Raw genomic sequence first — 22,877 nt, 5'->3', positions numbered from 1 at the left:
ACAAAATGCCAAAACGTACAGATATAAAAAGCATCCTGATTCTTGGCGCTGGTCCGATCGTTATCGGCCAGGCTTGTGAATTTGACTACTCCGGCGCGCAGGCGTGTAAAGCGCTGCGCGAAGAGGGTTATCGCGTCATTCTGGTGAACTCCAACCCGGCGACCATCATGACTGACCCGGAAATGGCCGATGCGACTTATATCGAGCCGATTCACTGGGAAGTGGTACGCAAAATTATTGAAAAAGAGCGCCCGGATGCGGTTCTGCCGACCATGGGTGGCCAGACCGCGCTGAACTGCGCGCTGGAGCTGGAGCGTCAGGGCGTGCTGGAAGAGTTCGGCGTGACCATGATTGGTGCTACCGCCGACGCGATTGATAAAGCAGAAGACCGTCGCCGTTTCGACGTCGCGATGAAGAAAATCGGCCTCGACACCGCGCGTTCCGGTATCGCGCACACCATGGAAGAAGCGCTGGCGGTTGCTGCTGACGTTGGCTTCCCGTGCATTATTCGTCCGTCATTCACTATGGGCGGCACCGGTGGTGGTATCGCCTACAACCGCGAAGAGTTTGAAGAAATTTGCGAGCGCGGGCTGGATCTCTCGCCGACCAACGAGCTGCTGATTGATGAATCGCTGATCGGCTGGAAAGAGTACGAGATGGAAGTGGTGCGTGATAAAAACGACAACTGCATCATCGTCTGCTCTATCGAAAACTTCGATGCGATGGGTATCCATACCGGCGACTCCATCACCGTTGCGCCAGCGCAGACCCTGACCGACAAAGAATACCAAATCATGCGTAACGCCTCGATGGCGGTGCTGCGTGAAATCGGCGTAGAAACCGGCGGCTCTAACGTTCAGTTCTCGGTGAACCCGAAAGATGGCCGCCTGATCGTTATCGAAATGAACCCGCGCGTCTCCCGCTCTTCGGCGCTGGCCTCGAAAGCGACCGGCTTCCCGATTGCTAAAGTTGCAGCAAAACTGGCGGTGGGTTACACCCTCGATGAACTGATGAACGACATCACCGGCGGCCGTACTCCGGCTTCCTTCGAGCCGTCCATCGACTACGTTGTGACTAAGATTCCACGCTTCAACTTCGAGAAATTCGTTGGCGCTAACGACCGTCTGACCACGCAGATGAAATCTGTCGGTGAAGTCATGGCGATTGGCCGTACCCAGCAGGAGTCCCTGCAGAAAGCGCTGCGTGGTCTCGAAGTGGGCGCGACCGGTTTCGACCCGAAAGTGAGCCTGGATGACCCTGAAGCGCTGACCAAGATTCGCCGTGAGCTGAAAGATGCTGGTGCCGAGCGTATCTGGTACATCGCCGACGCCTTCCGCGCCGGTCTGTCCGTTGATGGCGTGTTCAACCTGACCAATATCGACCGCTGGTTCCTGGTACAGATTGAAGAGCTGGTGCGTCTGGAAGAGAAAGTGGCTGAAGTCGGTATTACCGGTCTCGACGCCGACTTCCTGCGTCAGCTCAAGCGCAAAGGCTTTGCCGATGCGCGTCTGGCGAAACTGGCGGGCGTGCGCGAAGCGGAAATCCGCAAGCTGCGCGACCAGTATGACCTGCACCCGGTTTACAAGCGCGTGGATACCTGCGCGGCGGAATTCGCCACCGACACCGCCTACATGTACTCCACCTATGAAGACGAGTGCGAAGCCAACCCGTCCGTTGACCGCGATAAGATCATGGTCCTCGGCGGCGGCCCGAACCGTATCGGTCAGGGCATCGAATTCGACTACTGCTGCGTACACGCCTCGCTGGCGCTGCGCGAAGACGGTTACGAGACCATTATGGTCAACTGTAACCCGGAAACCGTCTCCACCGACTACGACACCTCCGACCGCCTGTACTTTGAGCCGGTGACGCTGGAAGACGTGCTGGAAATCGTGCGCATCGAGAAGCCGAAAGGCGTTATCGTGCAGTACGGCGGCCAGACTCCGCTGAAGCTGGCGCGCGCGCTGGAAGCCGCTGGCGTGCCGGTTATCGGTACCAGCCCGGATGCGATTGACCGCGCTGAAGACCGCGAGCGCTTCCAGCATGCGGTTGATCGTCTGAAGCTGAAGCAGCCGGCAAACGCCACCGTGACCGCCATCGAAATGGCTGTCGAAAAAGCGAAAGAGATTGGCTACCCGTTGGTGGTGCGTCCGTCCTACGTTCTCGGCGGGCGGGCGATGGAAATCGTTTACGATGAAATCGACCTGCGCCGTTACTTCCAGACCGCTGTCAGCGTTTCTAACGATGCGCCAGTGCTGCTGGACCGCTTCCTTGACGATGCGGTTGAAGTTGACGTCGACGCTATCTGCGACGGCGAAATGGTGCTGATTGGCGGCATCATGGAGCATATCGAGCAGGCGGGCGTGCACTCCGGCGACTCTGCGTGTTCACTGCCTGCCTACACCCTGAGCCAGGAAATTCAGGATGTGATGCGCGAGCAGGTGCAGAAGCTGGCCTTTGAGCTGCAGGTTCGCGGCCTGATGAACGTGCAGTTTGCGGTCAAAAACAACGAAGTCTACCTGATTGAAGTCAACCCGCGTGCAGCGCGTACCGTCCCGTTCGTGTCGAAAGCCACCGGCGTACCGCTGGCGAAAGTCGCGGCGCGCGTGATGGCGGGCAAAACTCTGGCTCAACAGGGCGTCACTAAAGAGATCATCCCGCCGTACTATTCGGTGAAAGAGGTGGTGCTGCCGTTTAACAAATTCCCGGGCGTTGACCCGCTGTTAGGGCCAGAGATGCGCTCTACCGGCGAGGTGATGGGCGTCGGCCGCACCTTCGCGGAGGCGTTTGCTAAGGCGCAACTGGGCAGCAACTCAACGATGAAGAAACAGGGCCGCGCGCTGCTCTCCGTTCGCGAAGGCGACAAAGAGCGCGTGGTGGACCTGGCCGCTAAGCTGCTGAAGTTTGGCTTCGAGCTGGATGCGACTCACGGCACCGCGATTGTGCTGGGTGAAGCGGGTATCAACCCACGTCTGGTGAACAAGGTGCATGAAGGTCGTCCGCACATTCAGGACCGCATCAAGAATGGCGAATATACCTACATCATCAATACCACCGCAGGTCGTCAGGCGATTGAAGACTCCAAGCTTATTCGCCGCAGCGCGCTGCAGTACAAAGTACATTACGACACCACGCTGAACGGCGGCTTCGCCACGGCGATGGCGCTGAATGCCAACGCGATGGAGAAGGTGACGTCGGTGCAGGAAATGCACGCGCAGATTAAAAAGTAATGTAATCTGCCAGTAACAGCGCCTCCGGTGGTTGACACCGGAGGCGCTTTTTTATGCGCGGCGGTGAGCTTCAAGCTAAAACGCCACTTCGGAGAGTTCTGGTTTTTTCTCCCGATTCAGTCAGCTAGCCTAAAGTGGTTAGGGTGATAATTAATTTGACTGAATAACGGGAGAGAAACACGATGCAATTCAAACCACTCACTGCGGCAATTTTCACCGCCGCTGCACTGTTTACCATCGCCGGGTGTTCAACAAACCAGTCGCTAAAAACCACCGATGGCAGAACGATTGTGACCGATGGCAAACCGCAGGTAGATGATGATACCGGGCTGGTGTCCTATAAAAATGCAGAAACTGGTCGCACAGAGCAGATCAATCGCGATCAGGTGAAATCGATGGACGAACTGGATAACTAAGCGTTATCCGTGGCCCCGCGAGGAGTGCGGCGGGGCCGGTTGATTTAAAGTAAGGCGTAGTCAATTTTGACGATAATTTTGCGCAACGGCGCGCCTGCATCCATCGCGGCCATGGGCCGGTGTAGTTCGCCTGGGAACAGGATCGCCAGCTCTTCAGGATGTAGGTGAATCAGCGTTTCGCTGCTGATTGCCTGGCAAAAGCCAATATCATGCGCGGTATTAAACGGCCCATCGTCAACGATCTCCAGACCCTTATTACCGGCACCGATAATCTCTTCGCCTTTCAGTACAATATGAATATCTATGTACTGACGATGATATTCCGGGCGCTGCTCCGCCAGTGGTTTAGTGCTGCCTTCAACAACGGTAAAAAACAGATTATCGCCATCAACGGTATATTTCCCCGGCGGCAGGGCGTGCGGCTCCTGTTGCAAAACTGCCTGTAGTGCTTTGCGGATGACCGACGGATAAAAGCTATTTTTGGCGGCGGCGGTTAAGGTATCGATAATCATGCCGGGATCTCCTGTCGTTGATGATGGTCGAGTAGCGTGATGGAGTGCGCCACAATGCTCGCGACATCAGGAGCGATATCGACGGCTAAAATGTCGCTTTCGCTGGCGTCTGGCGTTTCCAGCGCAGCGAACTGGCTGCGCAGCAGGGCTTCAGGCATAAAGTGGCCTTTGCGCGCCTGCATACGCTGCAAAATGCAGTCGTAGTCGCCGGTCAGCCACAGGAAGCGTAAATGGGGATTCCCCTCACGCAGCTGGTCGCGATAGCGCTTTTTCAGCGCCGAACACACCAGTACGCCGGACTCGTTTTTCTGCCCGAGACTGAAAATGACATCACCAATACGCTCCAGCCACGGCTGGCGATCGTCGTCATCAAGCGGCTGACTGGCGGCCATTTTGACGATATTTTTGCGAGGATGCAGATCGTCGCCATCGATAAATTTCGCGCCAAGCGCCTGGGCCAGGGCCTGACCGACGGTGGTCTTACCGGTGCCGGATACACCCATCAAAATAATGCATTGTCCTGCCATGGTGAACTCCTTGTTCAGACGGCGACCAGCATTCCGCCGTCGACGAACAGCAGATGGCCATTAACGAAATTCGAGGCGTTAGATGATAAAAATACTGCTGCGCCGACCAGCTCCTGCGGGTCGCCCCAGCGAGCGGCGGGTGTGCGTTTGCACAGCCAGTCGGTAAAGGCTTTATCGTCAACCAGCGCCTGGGTCATGGCGGTTTTAAAGTAGCCTGGCGCAATACCGTTGACCTGAATGTTATAACGCGCCAGTTCGACGCACATCCCGCGGGTCAGCATTTTTACTGCGCCTTTCGCCGCAGCATATGGGGTTATGGTGTCGCGCCCGAGTTCGCTCTGCATTGAGCAGATATTGACGATTTTTCCTTGCTGGCGGCCAATCATGCGTTTGGCGACGGCCTGGGAAACGAGAAATACGGCAGTTTGGTTGACCGAAATAACGTCGTTCCACTCCTGTACCGGAAATTCGGTAAACGGGTGGCGGCGCTGAATTCCGGCATTATTAAATAACACGTCAATTACGCCAATTTCATTTTCAATTTGATTAATGGCTTTTTCTACGGAATCAGCATCGGTAACGTTAAATACCGCTGCATGTGCGGTAGCGCCTTCATCGCGTAATTTCATTACCGCATCATCAGCGCGTGATGCCGAAATATCGTTAATAATAATTTCTGCACCATATTGCGCAAGGCCCTGCGCCATGACAAAACCAATACCCTGTCCTGCGCCAGTAATTAAAATACGTTTGCCTTGTAAGCTGAAAAGATCTTTCATCTTGATATCCTGATTAACGGCTGAATATATACCCGTCATACTTCAACGTAAGTGGAATAACCTGTGCTCTATCTCACGGATTTTCGACGGGTAAAACTGTGATGTAGATCACTCAAAACCATGTTACTAAAAGGGGTTACGTTAAACGTGAAGCGGGGCGGAAATTACCGTCGCTCAGCTGGGTAACCGGACAGCGGTAAGATTCTCTTTTTAACCCGCGACAGGCATAATGGCCTGATGCAGTGGATGTATTTGACGGGCCGATAGATGAAAGCACAACGCATTACGCTCAATGATATTGCAGCGCTGGCGGGCGTAACCAAGATGACCGTCAGCCGCTATTTACGTACCCCGGATAAAGTGAAGCCTGAAACGGCAGAGCGTATCGCCAGCGTGATTGCCGAAATTGGCTATGAGCCGGACCCCGATAATCCGGCGATGATCAGCGTTGTCGTCCCGCGCATTGGCGTGCTTATTCCCTCCTTTCATAATCAAATTTTTGCCGATCTGCTGGCTGGAATTGAGTCGGTCACCACCGCGCACGGTTATCAGACGCTGGTGGTGAACTACGATTACGACCGCCAGCGCGAAGAGGAGCAGATCGCCGCCGTGCTGGCCTTTAACGTCAAGGGCCTGCTATTGACCGAGTCGGCGCATACTTTGCGGGCAGACAAATATCTTAATGCGGCGAAAATTCCCGTGGCTGAAGTGATGGGGCTGACGGACAACGTCGGGCGTATCAATGTCGGCTTCGATAATTTTAAAGCCGGGTTCGATATGACCAATATGCTGCTGGCGAGCGGCAAGCGGCGGGTTATCTACTTTGGTTCGATGTCTGACGTGCGTGATGAGCAGCGCTATGCCGGTTACTGTCAGGCGATGGCGAATGCCGGATTGCCGCAAGGGCGTATCGCGCCGAATAAGGTATCGTCGGTATCAATAGGCACCGGAATGATGACCCTGGCGCGGCAGATGTACGCCGATATGGACGCGATTCTGTGTACTAATGACGATCTGGCGGTCGGCGTGTTACAGGAGTGCCTCGCTTGTGGTATCAATGTGCCGCAGGAGCTGGCGATTGCGGGTTTTCATGGCCTGGAGATAGGGCAGATAGTGTCCCCGCGTCTCGCCAGCGTGCTGACGCCGCGTTTTGAAATGGGTAAAGTCGCGACAGAGATCTTAATTAAGAAAATCAAAGGGTTGCCGACTATCGAAAAAGTCGATCTGCATTATCGGCTGTCGATGGGCGAAACCATTTAATCCTGCCTGAACGGCGATGGCTCGGTGTTAGCAGAAGGTTAACGCATCGTCCACCGTACGCCCGCCGCAAGCCAGTTTTGTCTTAGCGATCACGGAGAGCGTAACAGCTATTTTTAACACGATTCAGCGTGACGCAGATCGCAAAAAACCATACAAAAAACCCGTTTGATAGTGACTACCGTCGTACTGAACTATCAAACAGGTGATCTGATGAATAATGCTATTACCCGCGCCGTCCTTTTAGTGGCCCCCGTTATTGACGCTCTGCAGGCGCAATTGGCTGCAGAGTTTCCGCTGTATCGCCTGTATGAGCAGGAAGACCCGATTACTTTTCTGCGCGAGCAGGGGGAAAACATTGCCGCTGTTGTGACCCGGGGTGATGCTGGCGTACAGAACAGCGTTCTGGAACTGCTGCCGCACGTTGGGTTGATTGCTATCTTCGGCGTGGGGACTGATGCCGTCGATTTAGATTTCGCCCGTTCCCGGCAGATTGCCGTCTCTATCACTTCCGGTGTGCTGACCAACGATGTCGCGGACCTGGCGATGGGTTTGCTGCTGGCCGGTTCACGTCAGCTGTGTCAGGGCGATCGTTTTGTGCGCGAGGGGCGCTGGCTGAACGGCGGACTGCCGCTGGCAACCCAGGTGAGCGGCAAACGCATTGGCCTGCTGGGGATGGGCAATATCGGCCAGGCTATCGCCCGCCGCGCGAGCGGATTCGATATGGAAGTGCTTTATACCGATCGCAAAAAGGTTAAAGGACTGCGCTATCAGTGGTGTGCGGATCTGCACACGCTGGCCCACGAAAGCGACTTTCTGGTGATCGCGGCTTCGGGGGGCGAAGCTAACCGCGGGCTGATTGATGCTTCCGTGTTTAACGTCATGCCGAAACACGCCTGGCTGATTAATATCGCCCGTGGCTCGCTGGTGGACGAAAAAGCGCTGATTCATGCGTTACAAAACGGTGTTATCGCCGGGGCGGGTCTTGATGTCTTCGAAGATGAGCCAAACGTACCGGCTGAACTCATTGCGCTCGATAATGTGGTCCTGCAACCGCACGTTGCCAGCGCCACTCACGAGACACGGCAGAAAATGAGCGATGTGGTATACGCCAACGTTGCCGCTTATTTCGCCGGCGCGGAATTACCCAACGCGATTAATTAATTACCATTTCTTTTTCTCTGTCCCTACGCTCACTTTATTACAATGATAACCTCTGCATAGAGAGTGCGATATATGAACGATAAAATTCCCAGCACCCGCTGGCTGCGTATTATTACGCCGGTGTTGATCGCCTGTATTATTTCGTTTATGGACCGGGTTAATATTAGCTTTGCGCTGCCCGGCGGAATGGAAACCGATTTAGGTATTACCAGCCAGATGGCCGGTGTCGCCAGCGGAATATTTTTTATTGGTTATTTATTTCTGCAAATACCCGGCGGCAGAATTGCGGTAAACGGCAGTGGGAAGAAATTTATTGCCTGGTCGCTGGTGGCCTGGGCGGTGGTCTCTATCGCCACCGGTTTTGTCACGCACGAATATCAGTTGCTGGTGCTGCGTTTTATTCTCGGCGTTTCTGAAGGTGGAATGCTGCCGGTAGTGTTGACCATGATCAGCAACTGGTTCCCGGAGAAAGAGATCGGCCGGGCGAATGCTTTCGTGATGATGTTTGCCCCGCTGGGCGGTATGTTGACCGCGCCGGTATCGGGCGCGATTATCGCGGCGCTTGACTGGCGCTGGCTGTTTATCATCGAAGGCCTGCTGTCGATAGTGGTGCTGGTAGTGTGGTGGTTCATGATCAGTGACCGTCCGGAAGAGGCGCGCTGGTTGCCGGAAAGCGAGCGTCAGTATCTGGTCACTACCCTGGCCGCCGAGCGGGCGGCGAAGCTGGCGGAAGCGCCGGTAAGCAACGCGCCGGTTAAAGATGTGTTCCGCAACCCTGGCCTGATGAAGCTGGTGATCCTCAATTTCTTCTACCAGACCGGCGATTATGGCTACACGTTGTGGCTACCGACCATCCTGAAGGGGCTGACCGGCGGCAGCATGGCCAGCGTCGGGTTCCTCGCCATACTGCCGTTCATGGCGACGCTGGCAGGGATCTATGTGATTTCGCTGTTCAGCGACCGTAGCGGCAAACGTCGTCTGTGGGTTCGTTTCTCGCTTTACTGCTTTGCAGCGGCGCTGGTGGCCTCGGTAATATTGCGTGAACATGTGGTGGCGGCCTATATCGCGCTGGTGGTCTGCGGCTTCTTCCTGAAATCGGCAACCAGCCCATTCTGGTCAATGCCGGGACGTATCGCCTCGCCGGAGGTGGCCGGTAGCGCGCGCGGCGTGATTAATGGCCTGGGTAACCTTGGTGGGTTCTGCGGTCCGTATCTGGTGGGGGTGATGATTTATCTTTACGGGCAGAACGTGGCGGTTTGCGCGCTGGCCGGCTCGTTAATCATTGCCGGGACTATTACCTTCCTGCTGCCGAAGAAGTGCGACCTGGATACCACTCAGCCGGATGTTGCGGTCACTAAACAGCCGCGAAATGCGTAACACTATGAGATATAAATCACACTTATCATTGTAAGCGATTCAATTAACTGTCTACACTCTTGCTGATTACAACAAGAGTTAACGCAGGCGAATCAATGATTCTTATAATTTATGCACATCCCTATCCGCAGCACTCGCATGCGAATAAGCGGATGCTTGAGCAGGCAAGGACGCTTGATGGCGTAGAGATACGCTCTCTCTATCAACTTTATCCCGATTTCAACATCGATATCGCCGCCGAACAGGCGGCGCTGGCCCGTGCCGATCTGGTTATCTGGCAGCATCCGATGCAGTGGTACAGCGTACCGCCGTTGCTGAAGCTGTGGATGGATAAGGTGTTATCGCACGGCTGGGCTTACGGCCACAACGGTATCGCGCTGCGCGGGAAATCGCTGATGTGGGCGGTGACCACCGGTGGCGGCGAAAGCCACTTTGCTATCGGTTCATTCCCCGGTTTTGACGTTCTGGCGCAGCCGCTGCAGGCGACGGGTTTGTACTGTGGTATGAAATGGCTGCCGCCGTTCGCCATGCATTGCACTTTTGTCTGCGATGACGAAACCCTTCAGGCGCAGGCGCGCCATTATCGGCAACGCTTAATCGAATGGCAGGAGGCGCACAATAATGGATAGCCATACGCTCATACAGGCGCTCATCTATTTGGGGTCCGCCGCGCTGATTGTGCCGATTGCCGTGCGTCTTGGGCTGGGGTCGGTGCTCGGCTACTTAATCGCTGGCTGTATTATTGGCCCGTGGGGGTTGCGGCTGGTCACCGACGCCGAGTCGATTCTGCATTTTGCGGAAATCGGCGTGGTGCTGATGCTTTTTGTCATCGGCCTGGAGCTGGATCCGCAGCGCCTGTGGAAGCTGCGCGCCTCGGTGTTCGGTGGCGGGGCGTTGCAGATGGTGGTCTGCGGGGCGCTGATCGGCCTGTTCTGCATGTCGCTGGGCCTGCGCTGGCAGGTGGCGGAACTGATTGGTATGACCCTGGCGCTCTCATCAACGGCGATTGCCATGCAGGCGATGAACGAACGCAACCTGACGGTGACGCAGCTGGGCCGGAGCGCATTTGCGGTGTTACTGTTCCAGGATATCGCGGCAATTCCGCTGGTGGCGATGATCCCGCTGCTGGCGGCGAGCGGCGGTTCAACGACGCTGGGTGCGTTTGCTCTCTCGGCGCTGAAAGTCGCGGGGGCGCTGGCACTGGTGGTGGCGCTCGGCCGCTATCTGACCCGGCCCATGCTGCGTTTTGTTGCGCGCTCCGGTCTGCGTGAGGTGTTCAGCGCCGTGGCCTTGTTCCTGGTGTTTGGCTTTGGGCTGCTGCTGGAGGAGGTTGGGCTGTCGATGGCTATGGGGGCGTTCCTTGCCGGAGTATTGCTGGCAAGCTCTGAATACCGTCATGCGCTGGAAAGCGATATTGAGCCGTTTAAAGGCCTGCTGCTGGGGTTGTTTTTTATCGGCGTCGGGATGTCTATCGACTTCGGTACCCTGGTGACCCATCCGCTACGTATTCTGATTTTACTGGTTGGTTTCCTGGTCATTAAATCACTGATGCTGTGGTTGATAGCCAAACCGTTAGGTGTACCGCGCGCCCAGCGCCGCTGGTTTGCGGTGCTACTCGGGCAGGGAAGCGAGTTTGCTTTCGTGGTCTTCGGCGCGGCGCAGATGGCTGATGTGTTGGACAGTGAGTGGGCGAAGGCGCTGACCCTGGCCGTTGCGCTGTCAATGGCGGCAACGCCGATTCTGCTGGTGCTGCTGACCCGTCTGGAAAAATCTGCCAGCGGTCAGGAGCGTGAAGCCGATGAGATTGATGAAGAGCAGCCGCGAGTCATCATCGCCGGATTCGGGCGCTATGGGCAGATTGCTGGTCGTGTGCTGCTCTCCAGCGGCGTGAAGATGGTTATCCTCGATCATGACCCTGACCACGTCGACACCCTGCGTAAGTTTGATATGAAAGTGTTCTACGGTGATGCGACGCGGGTTGATCTGCTTGAATCGGCGGGGGCGGAAAAAGCAGAAGTGCTGATTAACGCCATCGACGATCCGCAGACTAACCTGCAGCTGGCGGAACTGGCGAAAGAGCACTTCCCGCATCTGCAAATTATCTCCCGCGCCCGCGATGTCGATCATTACATCAAGCTGCGTCAGGTCGGCGTCGAAGCGCCAGAGCGTGAAACCTTTGAAGCGGCGCTGAAGTCCGGGCGAATGACCCTCGAGGCGCTGGGGCTGGGGGCATATGAGGCTCGCGAGCGTGCCGATCTGTTCCGCCGTTTCAATCTGCAAATGGTCGAAGAGATGGTGGCGATGGCGGAAAACGATGCGGCTTCCCGGGTGGCGGTATTCAAACGCACCAGCGATATGCTGACCGGTATTATCAACGAGGATCGCAACCATTTATCGCTGGTTCAGCGCCATGGTTGGCAGGGGACGGAAGAGGGACGGCACACTGGCGATATTGCCGATGAGCCACAGAATAAGCCCTCGGCCTGACGATGAATTACGCGTGTTACGCTAGCTTTACAAGTAACAATTTGTTTTCAATTTAGATCCTGTTCTGGCGGCTCACGTGGCTTACGTGGGCTTGCCAGCAAATCTTAAAATTTTCTGATTCTTTACTCTTCGCCCAGTCGACGAAGTATTACGCTTTCCGTATAGTGGCGGCAATTTTTTGCATTCGGGAATTAATCAATGATCAGTCTGATTGCGGCGTTAGCGGTAGATCGCGTCATCGGTATGGAAAACGCCATGCCGTGGAATCTGCCTGCCGATCTCGCCTGGTTTAAGCGCAACACCTTAAACAAGCCGGTAGTAATGGGTCGTCTGACCTGGGAATCCATCGGACGCCCGTTACCGGGGCGTAAAAATATCGTTATTAGCAGCCAGCCCGGCACCGACGATCGCGTGCAGTGGGTGAAGTCCGTTGATGAAGCCATTGCCGCCTGCGGCGATGTTGAAGAGATGATGGTGATTGGTGGTGGTCGCGTTTACGAGCAGTTCCTGCCGAAAGCGCACAAGCTCTATCTGACGCATATTGATGCTGAAGTGGAAGGCGATACCCATTTCCCGGATTACGATCCGGACCAGTGGGAGTCGGTATTCAGCGAATTTCACGACGCTGATGCGCAGAACTCCCACAGCTACTGCTTCGAGATTCTGGAACGCCGCTAAAGCTTTCCCCGGTGGCTATGGCTCACCGGGGGACTTTTCTCAGGAGGCGATCGCCTCGCCTTCATCCATATTTTTCTGGCGATTCGACGGCTGCGTGAAGTACATTTTATCTTCCCAGCGCAGACAGGTGAGATCTCCGCCCCAGCAGCAGCCGGTATCCAGCGCGTAAATGCCTTCCGGCGTTCCTTTTCCTTCCAACGAAGCCCAATGACCGAAGGCGATGCTGTATTCGCTCGCTACCGGGCCAGGAATGGCGAACCACGGTTTGAGCGGTGCGGGGGCGCTTTCCGGCGCTTCTTTGGCATACATATCCAACTGCCCGTTCGGGAAGCAGTAGCGCATGCGGGTAAAAGCGTTGGAGATAAAGCGCAGGCGTGCCAGACCGCTGAGTTCGTTACTCCAGTTGTTCGGCATATCGCCGTACATGGCATCGAGAAAGAACGGGTAGGAGTCGCTGGACAGCACCGCCTCAACATCGCGGGCGCACTGTTTGGCGGTTTCTAGATCCCACTGCGGAGTGATGCCTGCATGAGCCATCACCAGCTTTTTCTCTTCATCGATTTGCATCATCGGCTGACGACGTAGCCAGTTGAGCAGTTCGTCGGCATCCGGCGCTTCAAGCAGTGATTTCAGTCGGTCTTTCGGTTTGTTGCGGCTGATACCCGCAAATACCGCCAGCAGATGTAGGTCGTGATTACCCAGCACAATGCGCACGCTATCGCCAAGCAGTTTTACGAAACGCAGTACTTCGAGCGAACCGGGGCCGCGCGCGACCAGGTCGCCCGTGAGCCACAGCGTATCAACCTCAGGATTAAACTCCACCTGCTCTAATAATGCGATCAGTTCATCGTAGCAACCGTGAACGTCGCCAATAAGGTATGTAGACATTGTTTTAATGGATGAGAGTGGGTACTGCGAGACGGAAAACAGGGACTTCAATGGAGAACGGCGCGCCGTTCACATCGATCATCTCATAGTGTCCCTGCATGGTGCCCAGCGGCGTTTCAATAACCGCGCCGCTGGTATATTGAAATTCGCCGCCGGCCGGAATATGCGGCTGCTCGCCGACAACCCCTTCACCCTGAACTTCGGTCTCACGACCATTGCCGTTGGTGATAAGCCAGTAGCGACCAAGAAGCTGAACCTGAGTCCGCCCCAAATTACGCAGGGTGACGGTATAAGCGAAAACGTAGCGCTCTTCTTCTGGAGAAGATTGCGATTCGATATAGACGCTTTGTACCTGCACACAAACTCGGGGCGAATTGATCATGGTTAGCTCTCCTTGGTGGGCGCGTTCTCAGATAACCAGTTAGCTAACTGACAATACTGCGCCACGGAAATATTTTCTGCACGCTTCGCCGGGTCGATACCCAGCTCGGTCAGAACCTCGACGCTGAACAGATTGCCGAGGCTGTTACGGATCGTTTTCCGACGCTGGTTGAAAGCCTCGGTGGTGATGCGGCTCAGCACGCGAATCTCTTTTACCGGATGCGGCAGCGTGCGGTAAGGCACCAGACGCACGACGGCAGAATCCACTTTAGGTGCTGGCGTAAAGGCGCTCGGCGGGACTTCAAGTACCGGAATTATCTGGCAGTAATATTGCGCCATCACGCTCAATCGACCATACGCCTTACTGTTCGGCCCGGCAACCAGACGATTGACGACTTCTTTTTGCAGCATAAAGTGCATGTCGGCAATGGCATCAGTATAGCTGAACAGATGGAACATCAGCGGCGTGGAGATATTGTACGGCAGGTTGCCAAACACGCGCAGCGGCTGGCCCATGGTCTGCGACAGCTCGCGGAAGTTCATGGTCATCGCATCTTGCTGATAAATCGTCAGCTTCGGTCCGAGGAACGGATGCGTTTGCAAACGTGCAGCCAGATCGCGGTCCAGCTCGATAACGGTCAATTTGTCGAGGCGTTCACCGACCGGCTCAGTCAGTGCGGCAAGGCCGGGGCCGATTTCAACAATCGCCTGATCTTTTTGTGGATTAATGGCCGAGACAATGCTGTCGATCACGAACTGATCGTTGAGAAAGTTTTGCCCGAAACGTTTACGGGCTAAGTGGCCCTGATGGACTCGATTATTCATTGGGTATTAACAATCATTTTGATGGCGAGATTAAGCGCCGTGATAAAACTGCCGACTTCCGCTTTTCCCTGGCCCGCAAGTTCGAGTGCGGTACCGTGGTCAACAGAGGTGCGAATAAAAGGTAAACCGAGCGTAATATTCACGCCGCGGCCAAAGCCCTGGTATTTTAGCACGGGCAGGCCCTGATCGTGATACATCGCGAGTACCGCATCGGCATGGTCGAGATATTTCGGCTGAAACAGGGTGTCTGCCGGGAGTGGGCCGCTCAGGTTCATGCCCTTTGCGCGCATCTCTTCAAGCACCGGAATAATCGTATCGATCTCTTCCGTTCCCATGTGACCGCCTTCGCCTGCATGCGGGTTCAGGCCGCAGACCAGCACGTGCGGGTCATTAATGCCAAATTTGGTGCGCAGGTCGTGATGCAGAATGGTGATGATTTCACGCAGCAGGTCTGGCGTAATCGCATCGCTTATCGCTTTTAGCGGCAGATGAGTGGTCACCAGCGCCACGCGCAGCTCTTCGGTTGCCAGCATCATCACCACTTTACTGGCCTGTGAGCGCTCTTCAAAGAACTCGGTGTGACCAGTAAAGGCGATACCTGCATCATTGATAATGCCCTTATGCACCGGCCCGGTGATCAGCGCGGCAAATTCGCCGTTCAGGCAGCCATCGCAGGCGCGGGCCAGCGTGTCGACCACGTAACCACCGTTGCTAACGTTAAGCACACCTGGCTCAACCGGTACGTTGAGAGCGACAGGAAGAAGCGTCAGGGTGCCCGCGCGCTGCGCTGAGGCAGGAACGGTGGGGTCGTAAGGCCTAAGGGATAAAGGAAGACCGAGCAGGTTTGCTCGGTCGGATAACAGGGCGCCATCGGCGCAAATCACCAGCTCTACCGGCCAGTCGCGCTGCGCAAGCTGCACGACGAGGTCGGGGCCAATCCCGGCGGGTTCGCCGGGAGTGATTACGACTCGTTGTGTACCGATCATTTAGTTACTCAGAACTTTAACGTACGCGCTGGCGCGCTGTTCCTGCATCCAGGTAGCCGCTTCTTCGGAGAATTTACGGTTCATCAGCATGCGGTAAGCACGGTCTTTCTGCGCGGCGTCGGTTTTGTCGACGTTGCGGGTATCCAGCAGTTCAATCAGGTGCCAGCCGAAGGATGAGTGAACCGGAGCGCTGGTCTGGCCTTTGTTGAGGCGCAGAATCGCGTCGCGGAACGCCGGATCGAAAATATCCGGAGTTGCCCAACCTAAATCACCGCCCTGGTTAGCAGAACCCGGATCTTCAGAGAACTCTTTCGCCGCTTGAGCAAAGGTGGTTTTGCCGCTCTTAATATCTGCTGCGATCTGCTCAAGCTTCGCCCGTGCCTGATCGTCGTTCATGATCGGCGAAGGTTTCAGCAGGATGTGGCGAGCGTGAACTTCGGTAACGGAGATACTTTTGCTGCCGCCGCGCATATCGTTAATTTTCAGGATATGGAAGCCAACGCCGGAACGAATCGGGCCAACGATATCGCCTTTCTTCGCGGTGCTCAGCGCCTGAGCGAAGATGCCAGGCAGTTCCTGAATACGACCCCAGCCCATCTGGCCGCCTTTCAGCGCCTGCTGATCGGCAGAATAGGTGATAGCTAATTTGCCGAAGTCTGCACCGCTGCGCGCCTGCTCAACTACTGAGTTTGCCTGGTCCTGAGCCTCTGCAACCTGCTCGGAAGTTGGGTTTTCCGGCAGCGGGATTAGGATGTGGCTGAGATTCAGCTCAGTGCTGGCGTCATTCTGATCGCCAATTTGTTTTGCCAGGGTTTCTACTTCCTGCGGCAGAACGGTGATGCGACGACGAACTTCGTTATTACGCACTTCCGAAATCGTCATCTCTTTGCGAATCTGACTACGGTAGGTGTTGTAGTTAATACCGTCATAGGCCAGACGACTGCGCATCTGATCCATCGACATATTGTTCTGCTTAGCGATGTTGGCAATGGCCTGGTCGAGCTGATCGTCAGAGATCTTCACGCCCATTTTCTGGCCCATCTGCAGGACTATCTGATCCATGATCAGACGTTCGAGGATCTGATGACGCAGGGTTGCATCATCCGGCAGTTGCTGCCCGGCCTGGCCGGCGTTAAGTTTTACCGATTGCATCAAACCAGCGACGTCGCTTTCCAGAACAACGCCATTATTGACGACAGCCGCTACTTTATCGACAACCTGCGGGGCAGCGAAACTGGTATTCGCGATCATGGCGATACCGAGAAGCAGCGTTTTCCAGTTCTTCATACTTTTTCCATTTCAATTAACCGCAATTGCGGATTACGTTTAAACCAGCCACATCACAGGGAGCTCTGGTACGGTAAAATGTTCGAACGCAGCATCTGCTGGGTGCCGAGACCGTAATTGGAGCTCAGACCACGCAGCTCGATGTTAAAGCCGAAGGTGTTGTCGTATTTGCTTTCGCTGCTGCTGTTATCCCAGCCGTTGATCTTACGTTCATAGCCGACACGGATAGCGTAGCAACAAGAGCTATACTGCACCCCTAACATCTGATTTGCTGACTTTCTGGTATTCGTGTCGTAGTAGTACGCGCCAACAACTGCCCAACGATCGACTATTGGCCAACTGGCGGTCATCCCCACCTGCGAAATACCATCTTTATATTGCTTCGCGGTGGAATACGATGGCAGAGTCGCCTGAATGTATTCCGGGCTCGCGTAACGATAGTTAAGCTGTACTAAACGGTTTTCGTCGCGACGGTATTCCACGGTTCCGCTACCGGTAGCGACGTTATCCAGACGCGTATCGTACTGAATTCCCCCGCGTAAACCCCAGTCATCGGTGATGCGCCAGTAGGTATCGCCGGCCCATACCAGTGAACCTCGCGTGTCGTTATTCTCCCAGTTGATGTTGTCGTCACCGGTTCGCGCCTCGGTGAAATAGTAGATTTGACCAACGGAAATGTTAAAACGTTCAACTGCGGCGGCATCATAAACGCGAGATGTGACGCCGGTGGAGACCTGGTTGGCTGAAGCAATGCGATCGAGGCCGCTGTAGGTACGGTCACGGAACAGGCCGCTATAGTCAGATTGCAGCAGCGTTGAGTCGTAGCTACCTATTTTGCTCTGGTCACGATAGGGGATGTACAGATACTGCATACGCGGTTCGAGCGTCTGGGTATAGCTCTCTTGCATATCGCGCTCGAAAACCATTTTGCCATCAACTTTAAACTGCGGCATCACGCGATTAACCGAGTCTTTATAGTCGGTGCCGTTGACCGCGTTGTAATGATCGAGATTGCTCTGCTGATAGTGGGTTGCCAGCAGTTTGGCTTCGGTATTGATGCTGCCCCAGCCGTTAGACAGCGGCAGATCGATGGTCGGCTCGAAGTGAACGCGAGTCGCTTCCGGCATTTTGCTGTTCGAGTTAACAAAATGTACGGCTTGCCCGTAAAAATGGGTATCAAACGGGCCGACATCGTTCTGATAGTAGTTCACGTCCAGCTGCGGCTCAGCGGAATAGGCGTTGCTTGAGTCGCGGTCAAAGACCTGGAACTGCTTGGTCGATACGGTCGCGTCAAAGTTCTGATTGGCGTAGCCCGCGCTCAATTTTTGCGTAGCGTAGCCATCGGTACTGGAACCGTATTTGGAGCTGAAATCGTTAAAGTAGTCCGGGTCGCTGACTTTGGTGTAGTCGGCATTGAAGCGCCATACCTGGTCTACGACGCCAGAATGGTTCCAGTAGAACAGCCAGCGGCGACTGTTGCTGTCGCCAGAGTGATCGTCCTCGTAAACCTTATCCGATGGTAGGTAATCAAACTCGAATAAACCCGCGCCAGCCTGAGTCAGGTAGCGAAATTCGTTTTCCCACATCACGCCGCCACGCTTGCTCATATAGTGCGGGGTGATCGTGGCATCAAAGTTCGGCGCGATATTCCAGTAATAAGGAAGATAGAATTCTGCGCCGTTTTTGGTGCTGTATTTAGCGTTAGGGATCAGGAAGCCTGAACGACGCTTATCGCCTACCGGCAGCTGCAGGTAGGGACTGTAAAAAATCGGTACCGAGCCGAGCTTAAAGCGTGCGTTCCAGATCTCCGCGACCTGCTCTTCGCGGTCGTGGATAACTTCGCTGCCGACGACGCTCCAGGTGTCAGAGCCCGGCAGACAGGAGGTAAAGCTGCCGTTTTCTAAAATGGTATAGCGGTTTTCACCACGCTGTTTCATCAGGTCAGCGGTACCGCGCCCCTGACGGCCAACCATTTGGTAGTCGCCCTGCCAGACGTTGGTATCTTTGGTGTTCAGATTTGACCAGGCCTTTGGCCCTTTCAGGATAACCTGATTGTCGTCGTAGTGAACGTTGCCGAGTGCATCGACCGTGCGTACAGGCTGCGGCTGACCCGCGGCCTGCTGTTGATGGAGCTGAACTTCATCGGCCTGCAGGCGGCTATTACCCTGATTGATATCAACGTTGCCGGTAAAGACGGCGTTATCAGGATAATTACCCTTCGCATGATCGGCATCGATCGTCACCGGCAGGTCGTTGGGTTTCCCTTCAACCAGAGGACGATTGTAGCTTGGGACGCCAAGCATACATTGCGTGGCGAGATCGGCAGCGAGGCCCTGTTGGCTATACAAGGCGCTGGCAATCATGGTGGCCAGGAGGCTGGGAATACGTTTTTTCATACGTTGTATTTGTTGTTCCGTCATCGTGTGGCAGCGGCTTGCAAACGGTCAGAGCCTAACGTACTCATCTTAATCGCGCTAGTGTTAATCCTGCCCGTTTCGAACCCGAGCGTTAGGCACCGTGTAGAATGACGAGTATGATAAAGCAAATTATAGGCTATGTCCCACAATTGACCGAGGCGTCAACGCTTTGTAATGTGCGGTCAGATATAGCTTAACTGGCGGCAGAGAGATTGGGGAGTCTATGCAGTATTTGGGTAAAATAATTGGCGTTGCGGTTGCGTTGATGATGGGTGGTGGCTTCTGGGGCGTGGTGCTGGGCTTCTTAATCGGGCATATGTTTGACCGCGCACGCAGTCGTCGGCTGAATGTTTTTGCCAACCAGCAGGAGCGCCAGTCGCTGTTCTTCTCCACCACTTTCGAAGTGATGGGGCATCTGACCAAATCTAAAGGCCGTGTCACTGAAGCCGATATTCATGTCGCCAATTTGCTGATGGATCGGATGAATCTGCACGGCGAAGCGCGTACTGCGGCTCAGCACGCATTTCGGGTCGGAAAATCAGATGATTACCCGCTGCGTGAGAAAATGCGCCAGCTGCGCAGCGTCTGTTTTGGTCGGTTCGATTTGATTCGGATGTTTCTGGAAATTCAGCTGCAGGCGGCCTTTGCTGACGGCGACCTGCACCCCAACGAACGCGAAGTGCTGTTTGTCATTGCTGATGAGCTGGGTATCTCCCGCGCCCAGTTTGAGCAGTTCCTGCGCATGATGCAGGGCGGCGCGCAGTTTGGCGGCGGTTCGCAGCAGCAATCGTACGGTCAGCACGGCGGCAATGCCGGCTGGCAGCAGGCGCAGCGCGGGCCAACCCTCGAGGATGCCTGTAACGTATTAGGGGTGAAGCCAACCGACGACGCCGCGACCGTCAAACGCGCCTACCGTAAGCTGATGAGCGAGCACCATCCGGATAAGCTGGTGGCGAAAGGTCTGCCGCCGGAAATGATGGAGATGGCCAAGCAGAAAGCGCAGGAGATCCAGAAAGCCTGGGAGCTGATTAAAGAGCAGCGCGGATTTTAAATTACTGGCCTCTCCCCGTCGGGGAGAGGCGTCAGGATGCGCTTGCGGCGCGACGATACATACGGCGCGGATGGCCAATCTTCCCGTACAGCATCTCCACTTCCAGAAAGCCAATTTCCACACAGTGCTCCAGATAGCGCCGGGCAGTGGTTTTGCTTAATCCTGCCTCGCTAACCACTTCATCCACTGAAAAGCAGCGATCCTCTCTGCCGGTAAACAGGTTTTGCACCAGCGCCAGCGTTTTCTCCTCGATGCCTTTACTGCCGCTGTCGGTACGGTAGTTTTTTGCCTGTAGCTGATACAGCGAATCGACGTTCTGCTGGTCGACAATCTTCCATTCGCGCTGTTGATCGTAAAACTGCACAAACCGCTCTAGCGACTGGCTCAGGCGCTTCCATGACACCGGCTTGAGAATGTAATCGAAAGCGCCGTTGCGGATAGCGAGGCTACAGGTTTCCATATCGCTGGCGGCGGTGATAAAAATCACCGAGCAGTGGGCATTAGCCAGAACAGGATCGGTCATCAGCGTGACCCCTTTGCCATCCGGCAGGTAGTTATCGAGCAGCACCAACTGCGGTGGCCTGGTATTGAGCATTTGCCGCGCTTGAGTGAGTGAGGCTGCTATACCTACCAGCCGCATGCGCGGGTGTTTCTGGATAAGCTCGGCGTGCAGTCGCGCCAGTTCGTTTTCATCTTCGATGATCAGAACATCGACCAGGTCATGATGCATAGTGCGTCTCTTGTTGCGGATGAACAGGCCCATCAGCGGGAATAAACAGCGTGAAAATCGCGCCGCGCGGCGCGTTGTCAGCCACTTCAATTGTGCCGCCCGCCTGAGTGACATAACGTTCAATAAGATACAGACCCATGCCGTGATCGCCACGGGTTTTGGTGGTAACGCCGCGTTCAAAAATGCGCTCGCGGATTTCCGCACGAATACCAACCCCGCGGTCAGCCACTTCAATCATTAACTCCCGGGCGTTCAACTGGATCAGAACTTCAACCGGTTCGTGCGGTAGCTCGGCGCGCTGGGTGGCTTCAATGGCGTTATCCAGCAGGTTGCCGATGATAGAAATTAACTCGGACTCCATCAACGATGACAGAGGACGGTCGATACGACAGGCCGGGTCAAAGTTCAGCTCAACGCCTTTTTCCCGCGCCCTGGCGGCTTTACCCAGCAGCAGTCCGCAGAGTGTCGGTGAATTAAAGTGCGATGAGATAAAGTCCAGCAGCTCCTGAGCATGTTCCGACTGGGCCTGAATATAGCGAATCGCCTCATCATAGTGGCCCAGATGCAGCAGGCCGGAAAGGGTGGTCATGCGGTTTAGCTGCTCGTGACGCATGATGCGCAGGTTGTCGACGTAGCGTTTGACCTGGCTGAGCTGGGCGCTAAGGGAGTTGATTTCGTCGCGGTCGCGGAAGGTAATTACCCAGCCCTGTAGCGAATCCTCCAGCATGATACGCACCCGGCTGGCGAGCACGGTAAGCTGATTAAAGCGACACAGCTCATCGTGGGTATCGCTTTCGAGCATCTCTGCGCTGGCGAAAAACGGTTGCGGGGTGATGACATTATCAATCGACTTACCGCGCAGCTGGTGCGCGAGTTGGCTCAGCCCAAGCAGGCTGCGGGCGGCGTGGTTTATCACTTTGATACGCCGGTTGTGGTCAATCACAATCACCCCTTCGTATATCGACTCCATCATCGCTTTTTGCTGGCGCACCAACAGGCCGATTTCGCGCGGCTCTAGCGAGAAAATCTGCTTCTTGATGCTGCGGGTGAAGTACCAGGAGAAGACAAACAGCGCGATAAGCAGCAGTACGGCGGCGACGAAAATATTAATCACTTTTTCCAGCGTGATGCTGTCGAGGTAGCTGGTGAGATAGCCAACGGAGACAATCCCCACAACCCGACCCGCATCATCAAGAATCGGCGCTTTGCTGCGTAGCGAAATACCGAGCCCGCCTTTACGGATGGTGGTGGTGCTTTTCCCCTCCAGCACCGCCTGGTTATCGCCGCCAACTAACCGCGTCCCGACCCATTCCGGATGGACCGAGTGAAATAGATGCACTCCCCGCTTATCGCCAATCACGATAAAGCTGGCGTCGCTGTGGGCGGCGATATTTTGCATAAACGGTTTTATCGCCTGCGGGTCTTCACGTGCGACCTGCTGACGTAAATTCGGCATTAAAGCAATTTCTTCCGCCTGTATTTTAGCGCGGGCGCTCATTTCCTGATAAAGCTGATGGCTGGCGTCGAAATAATAATAAGCGCCCAGCAGTGCAAACAGGACTGAGAAAAAGGCGACCAGCGAAATGAACAACTTAAATTGAAATGAAACTTTCATAAGTATGATGCACAGTATCAGGGATGCGGCACTTTATCATCTTTTGCGCTGCCGACATCATGGCTGAAGGAAATTTGTGAACACCTATACCCGTCATACTTCAAGTTGCTTATGTGTTGGCTACGCTCGCTCACCCCAGTCGCATAGTTTATCTATGCTCTTGGGGATTCACTCCCTTGCCGCCTTTAAGCAACTCGAATTATTTAGGGTATACACAGGCATCAGGGAAGCAGAATTATCCGCTGGCGGTGAATTTATCAAAGTGAATTA

The 22,877-nt window shown here is 55.0% G+C and carries 20 protein-coding genes; 9 read left to right on the top strand and 11 right to left on the bottom strand.

Going from position 1 to position 22,877, the window contains the following annotated elements:
• The first annotated feature begins 5 nt into the window (after nt 1-5).
• Nucleotides 6-3,230: a carbamoyl-phosphate synthase large subunit gene (gene carB, locus DA718_RS24110; protein ID WP_004098519.1), complete on the top strand. Its 3,225-nt coding sequence runs from the start codon at nt 6-8 to the stop codon at nt 3,228-3,230.
• Nucleotides 3,231-3,412: 182 nt separating this feature from the next.
• Nucleotides 3,413-3,646, top strand: coding sequence for a YgdI/YgdR family lipoprotein (locus tag DA718_RS24105; protein ID WP_112215572.1), 234 nt, complete (start codon nt 3,413-3,415; stop codon nt 3,644-3,646).
• 44 nt (nt 3,647-3,690) lie between these two features.
• Here DA718_RS24105 and DA718_RS24100 read toward each other — a convergent pair whose 3' ends face one another.
• The 3 genes from DA718_RS24100 to idnO are packed head-to-tail and all read right to left on the bottom strand — an operon-like array spanning nt 3,691 to nt 5,464.
• Complete coding sequence (locus tag DA718_RS24100; RefSeq protein ID WP_112215571.1) at nt 3,691-4,158, bottom strand: NanQ anomerase/TabA/YiaL family protein; 468 nt, start codon at nt 4,156-4,158, stop codon at nt 3,691-3,693.
• Entirely contained in the window at nt 4,155-4,685 is a 531-nt protein-coding gene (locus DA718_RS24095) for a gluconokinase (RefSeq protein ID WP_112215570.1), read from the bottom strand. The genes DA718_RS24100 and DA718_RS24095 overlap by 4 nt, the downstream gene beginning before the upstream one ends.
• A 14-nt stretch (nt 4,686-4,699) precedes the next feature.
• Complete coding sequence (gene idnO, locus DA718_RS24090) at nt 4,700-5,464, bottom strand: gluconate 5-dehydrogenase (RefSeq protein ID WP_112215569.1); 765 nt, start codon at nt 5,462-5,464, stop codon at nt 4,700-4,702.
• A gap of 267 nt (nt 5,465-5,731) precedes the next feature.
• Between idnO and DA718_RS24085 the strand changes: the two genes are divergently transcribed.
• The 6 genes from DA718_RS24085 to folA all read left to right on the top strand — a co-directional run bounded on the left by DA718_RS24085 (nt 5,732) and on the right by folA (nt 12,427).
• The gene (locus tag DA718_RS24085; RefSeq protein ID WP_112215568.1) at nt 5,732-6,724 is read left to right on the top strand and encodes a LacI family DNA-binding transcriptional regulator; all 993 of its coding nucleotides are present in this window, start codon (nt 5,732-5,734) and stop codon (nt 6,722-6,724) included.
• A 210-nt stretch (nt 6,725-6,934) separates the two neighbouring features.
• Nucleotides 6,935-7,885: a 2-hydroxyacid dehydrogenase gene (locus DA718_RS24080; RefSeq protein WP_112215567.1), complete on the top strand. Its 951-nt coding sequence runs from the start codon at nt 6,935-6,937 to the stop codon at nt 7,883-7,885.
• A gap of 72 nt (nt 7,886-7,957) precedes the next feature.
• Nucleotides 7,958-9,262 carry an MFS transporter gene (locus tag DA718_RS24075; RefSeq protein ID WP_110272617.1) on the top strand — a complete coding sequence of 435 codons (1,305 nt, stop codon included), beginning with the start codon at nt 7,958-7,960 and terminating at the stop codon, nt 9,260-9,262.
• A gap of 95 nt (nt 9,263-9,357) precedes the next feature.
• Entirely contained in the window at nt 9,358-9,891 is a 534-nt protein-coding gene (kefF, locus tag DA718_RS24070; RefSeq protein WP_110272616.1) for a glutathione-regulated potassium-efflux system oxidoreductase KefF, read from the top strand.
• Entirely contained in the window at nt 9,884-11,749 is a 1,866-nt protein-coding gene (gene kefC / locus DA718_RS24065; RefSeq protein WP_112215566.1) for a glutathione-regulated potassium-efflux system protein KefC, read from the top strand. Before kefF ends, kefC begins: the two co-directional genes overlap by 8 nt.
• Before the next feature lie 198 nt (nt 11,750-11,947).
• Nucleotides 11,948-12,427: a type 3 dihydrofolate reductase gene (gene folA, locus DA718_RS24060; RefSeq protein ID WP_112215565.1), complete on the top strand. Its 480-nt coding sequence runs from the start codon at nt 11,948-11,950 to the stop codon at nt 12,425-12,427.
• 39 nt (nt 12,428-12,466) lie between these two features.
• Here the strand turns inward: folA and apaH are convergent, their stop codons facing one another.
• The 6 genes from apaH to lptD are packed head-to-tail and all read right to left on the bottom strand — an operon-like array spanning nt 12,467 to nt 19,190.
• Nucleotides 12,467-13,315, bottom strand: a complete 849-nt coding sequence (gene apaH, locus DA718_RS24055) for a bis(5'-nucleosyl)-tetraphosphatase (symmetrical) ApaH (protein WP_112215564.1) — start codon at nt 13,313-13,315, stop codon at nt 12,467-12,469.
• 4 nt (nt 13,316-13,319) lie between these two features.
• Nucleotides 13,320-13,697, bottom strand: coding sequence for a Co2+/Mg2+ efflux protein ApaG (gene apaG / locus DA718_RS24050; protein WP_112215563.1), 378 nt, complete (start codon nt 13,695-13,697; stop codon nt 13,320-13,322).
• Between the two features lie 2 nt (nt 13,698-13,699).
• Nucleotides 13,700-14,521 carry a 16S rRNA (adenine(1518)-N(6)/adenine(1519)-N(6))-dimethyltransferase RsmA gene (gene rsmA, locus DA718_RS24045; protein WP_110272611.1) on the bottom strand — a complete coding sequence of 274 codons (822 nt, stop codon included), beginning with the start codon at nt 14,519-14,521 and terminating at the stop codon, nt 13,700-13,702.
• Nucleotides 14,518-15,507: a 4-hydroxythreonine-4-phosphate dehydrogenase PdxA gene (gene pdxA, locus DA718_RS24040; RefSeq protein ID WP_112215562.1), complete on the bottom strand. Its 990-nt coding sequence runs from the start codon at nt 15,505-15,507 to the stop codon at nt 14,518-14,520. The genes rsmA and pdxA overlap by 4 nt, the downstream gene beginning before the upstream one ends.
• Nucleotides 15,508-16,794, bottom strand: coding sequence for a peptidylprolyl isomerase SurA (gene surA / locus DA718_RS24035; protein ID WP_112215561.1), 1,287 nt, complete (start codon nt 16,792-16,794; stop codon nt 15,508-15,510).
• Nucleotides 16,795-16,847: 53 nt separating this feature from the next.
• Nucleotides 16,848-19,190, bottom strand: a complete 2,343-nt coding sequence (gene lptD / locus DA718_RS24030) for an LPS assembly protein LptD (protein WP_112215560.1) — start codon at nt 19,188-19,190, stop codon at nt 16,848-16,850.
• 244 nt (nt 19,191-19,434) lie between these two features.
• Between lptD and djlA the strand changes: the two genes are divergently transcribed.
• Nucleotides 19,435-20,262 carry a co-chaperone DjlA gene (gene djlA / locus DA718_RS24025; protein ID WP_112215559.1) on the top strand — a complete coding sequence of 276 codons (828 nt, stop codon included), beginning with the start codon at nt 19,435-19,437 and terminating at the stop codon, nt 20,260-20,262.
• 31 nt (nt 20,263-20,293) lie between these two features.
• Here the strand turns inward: djlA and DA718_RS24020 are convergent, their stop codons facing one another.
• Complete coding sequence (locus DA718_RS24020) at nt 20,294-20,992, bottom strand: response regulator (protein WP_112215558.1); 699 nt, start codon at nt 20,990-20,992, stop codon at nt 20,294-20,296.
• Complete coding sequence (locus DA718_RS24015; protein ID WP_112215557.1) at nt 20,982-22,607, bottom strand: ATP-binding protein; 1,626 nt, start codon at nt 22,605-22,607, stop codon at nt 20,982-20,984. Before DA718_RS24015 ends, DA718_RS24020 begins: the two co-directional genes overlap by 11 nt.
• Nucleotides 22,608-22,877: the final 270 nt, after the last annotated feature.

The sequence above is a fragment of the Klebsiella huaxiensis genome, from assembly GCF_003261575.2.
Classification (GTDB): Bacteria; Pseudomonadota; Gammaproteobacteria; order Enterobacterales; family Enterobacteriaceae; genus Klebsiella; species Klebsiella huaxiensis.
Note: the sequence above shows the minus strand (reverse complement) of the source record. Positions and strands in the feature narration are given on the sequence as shown.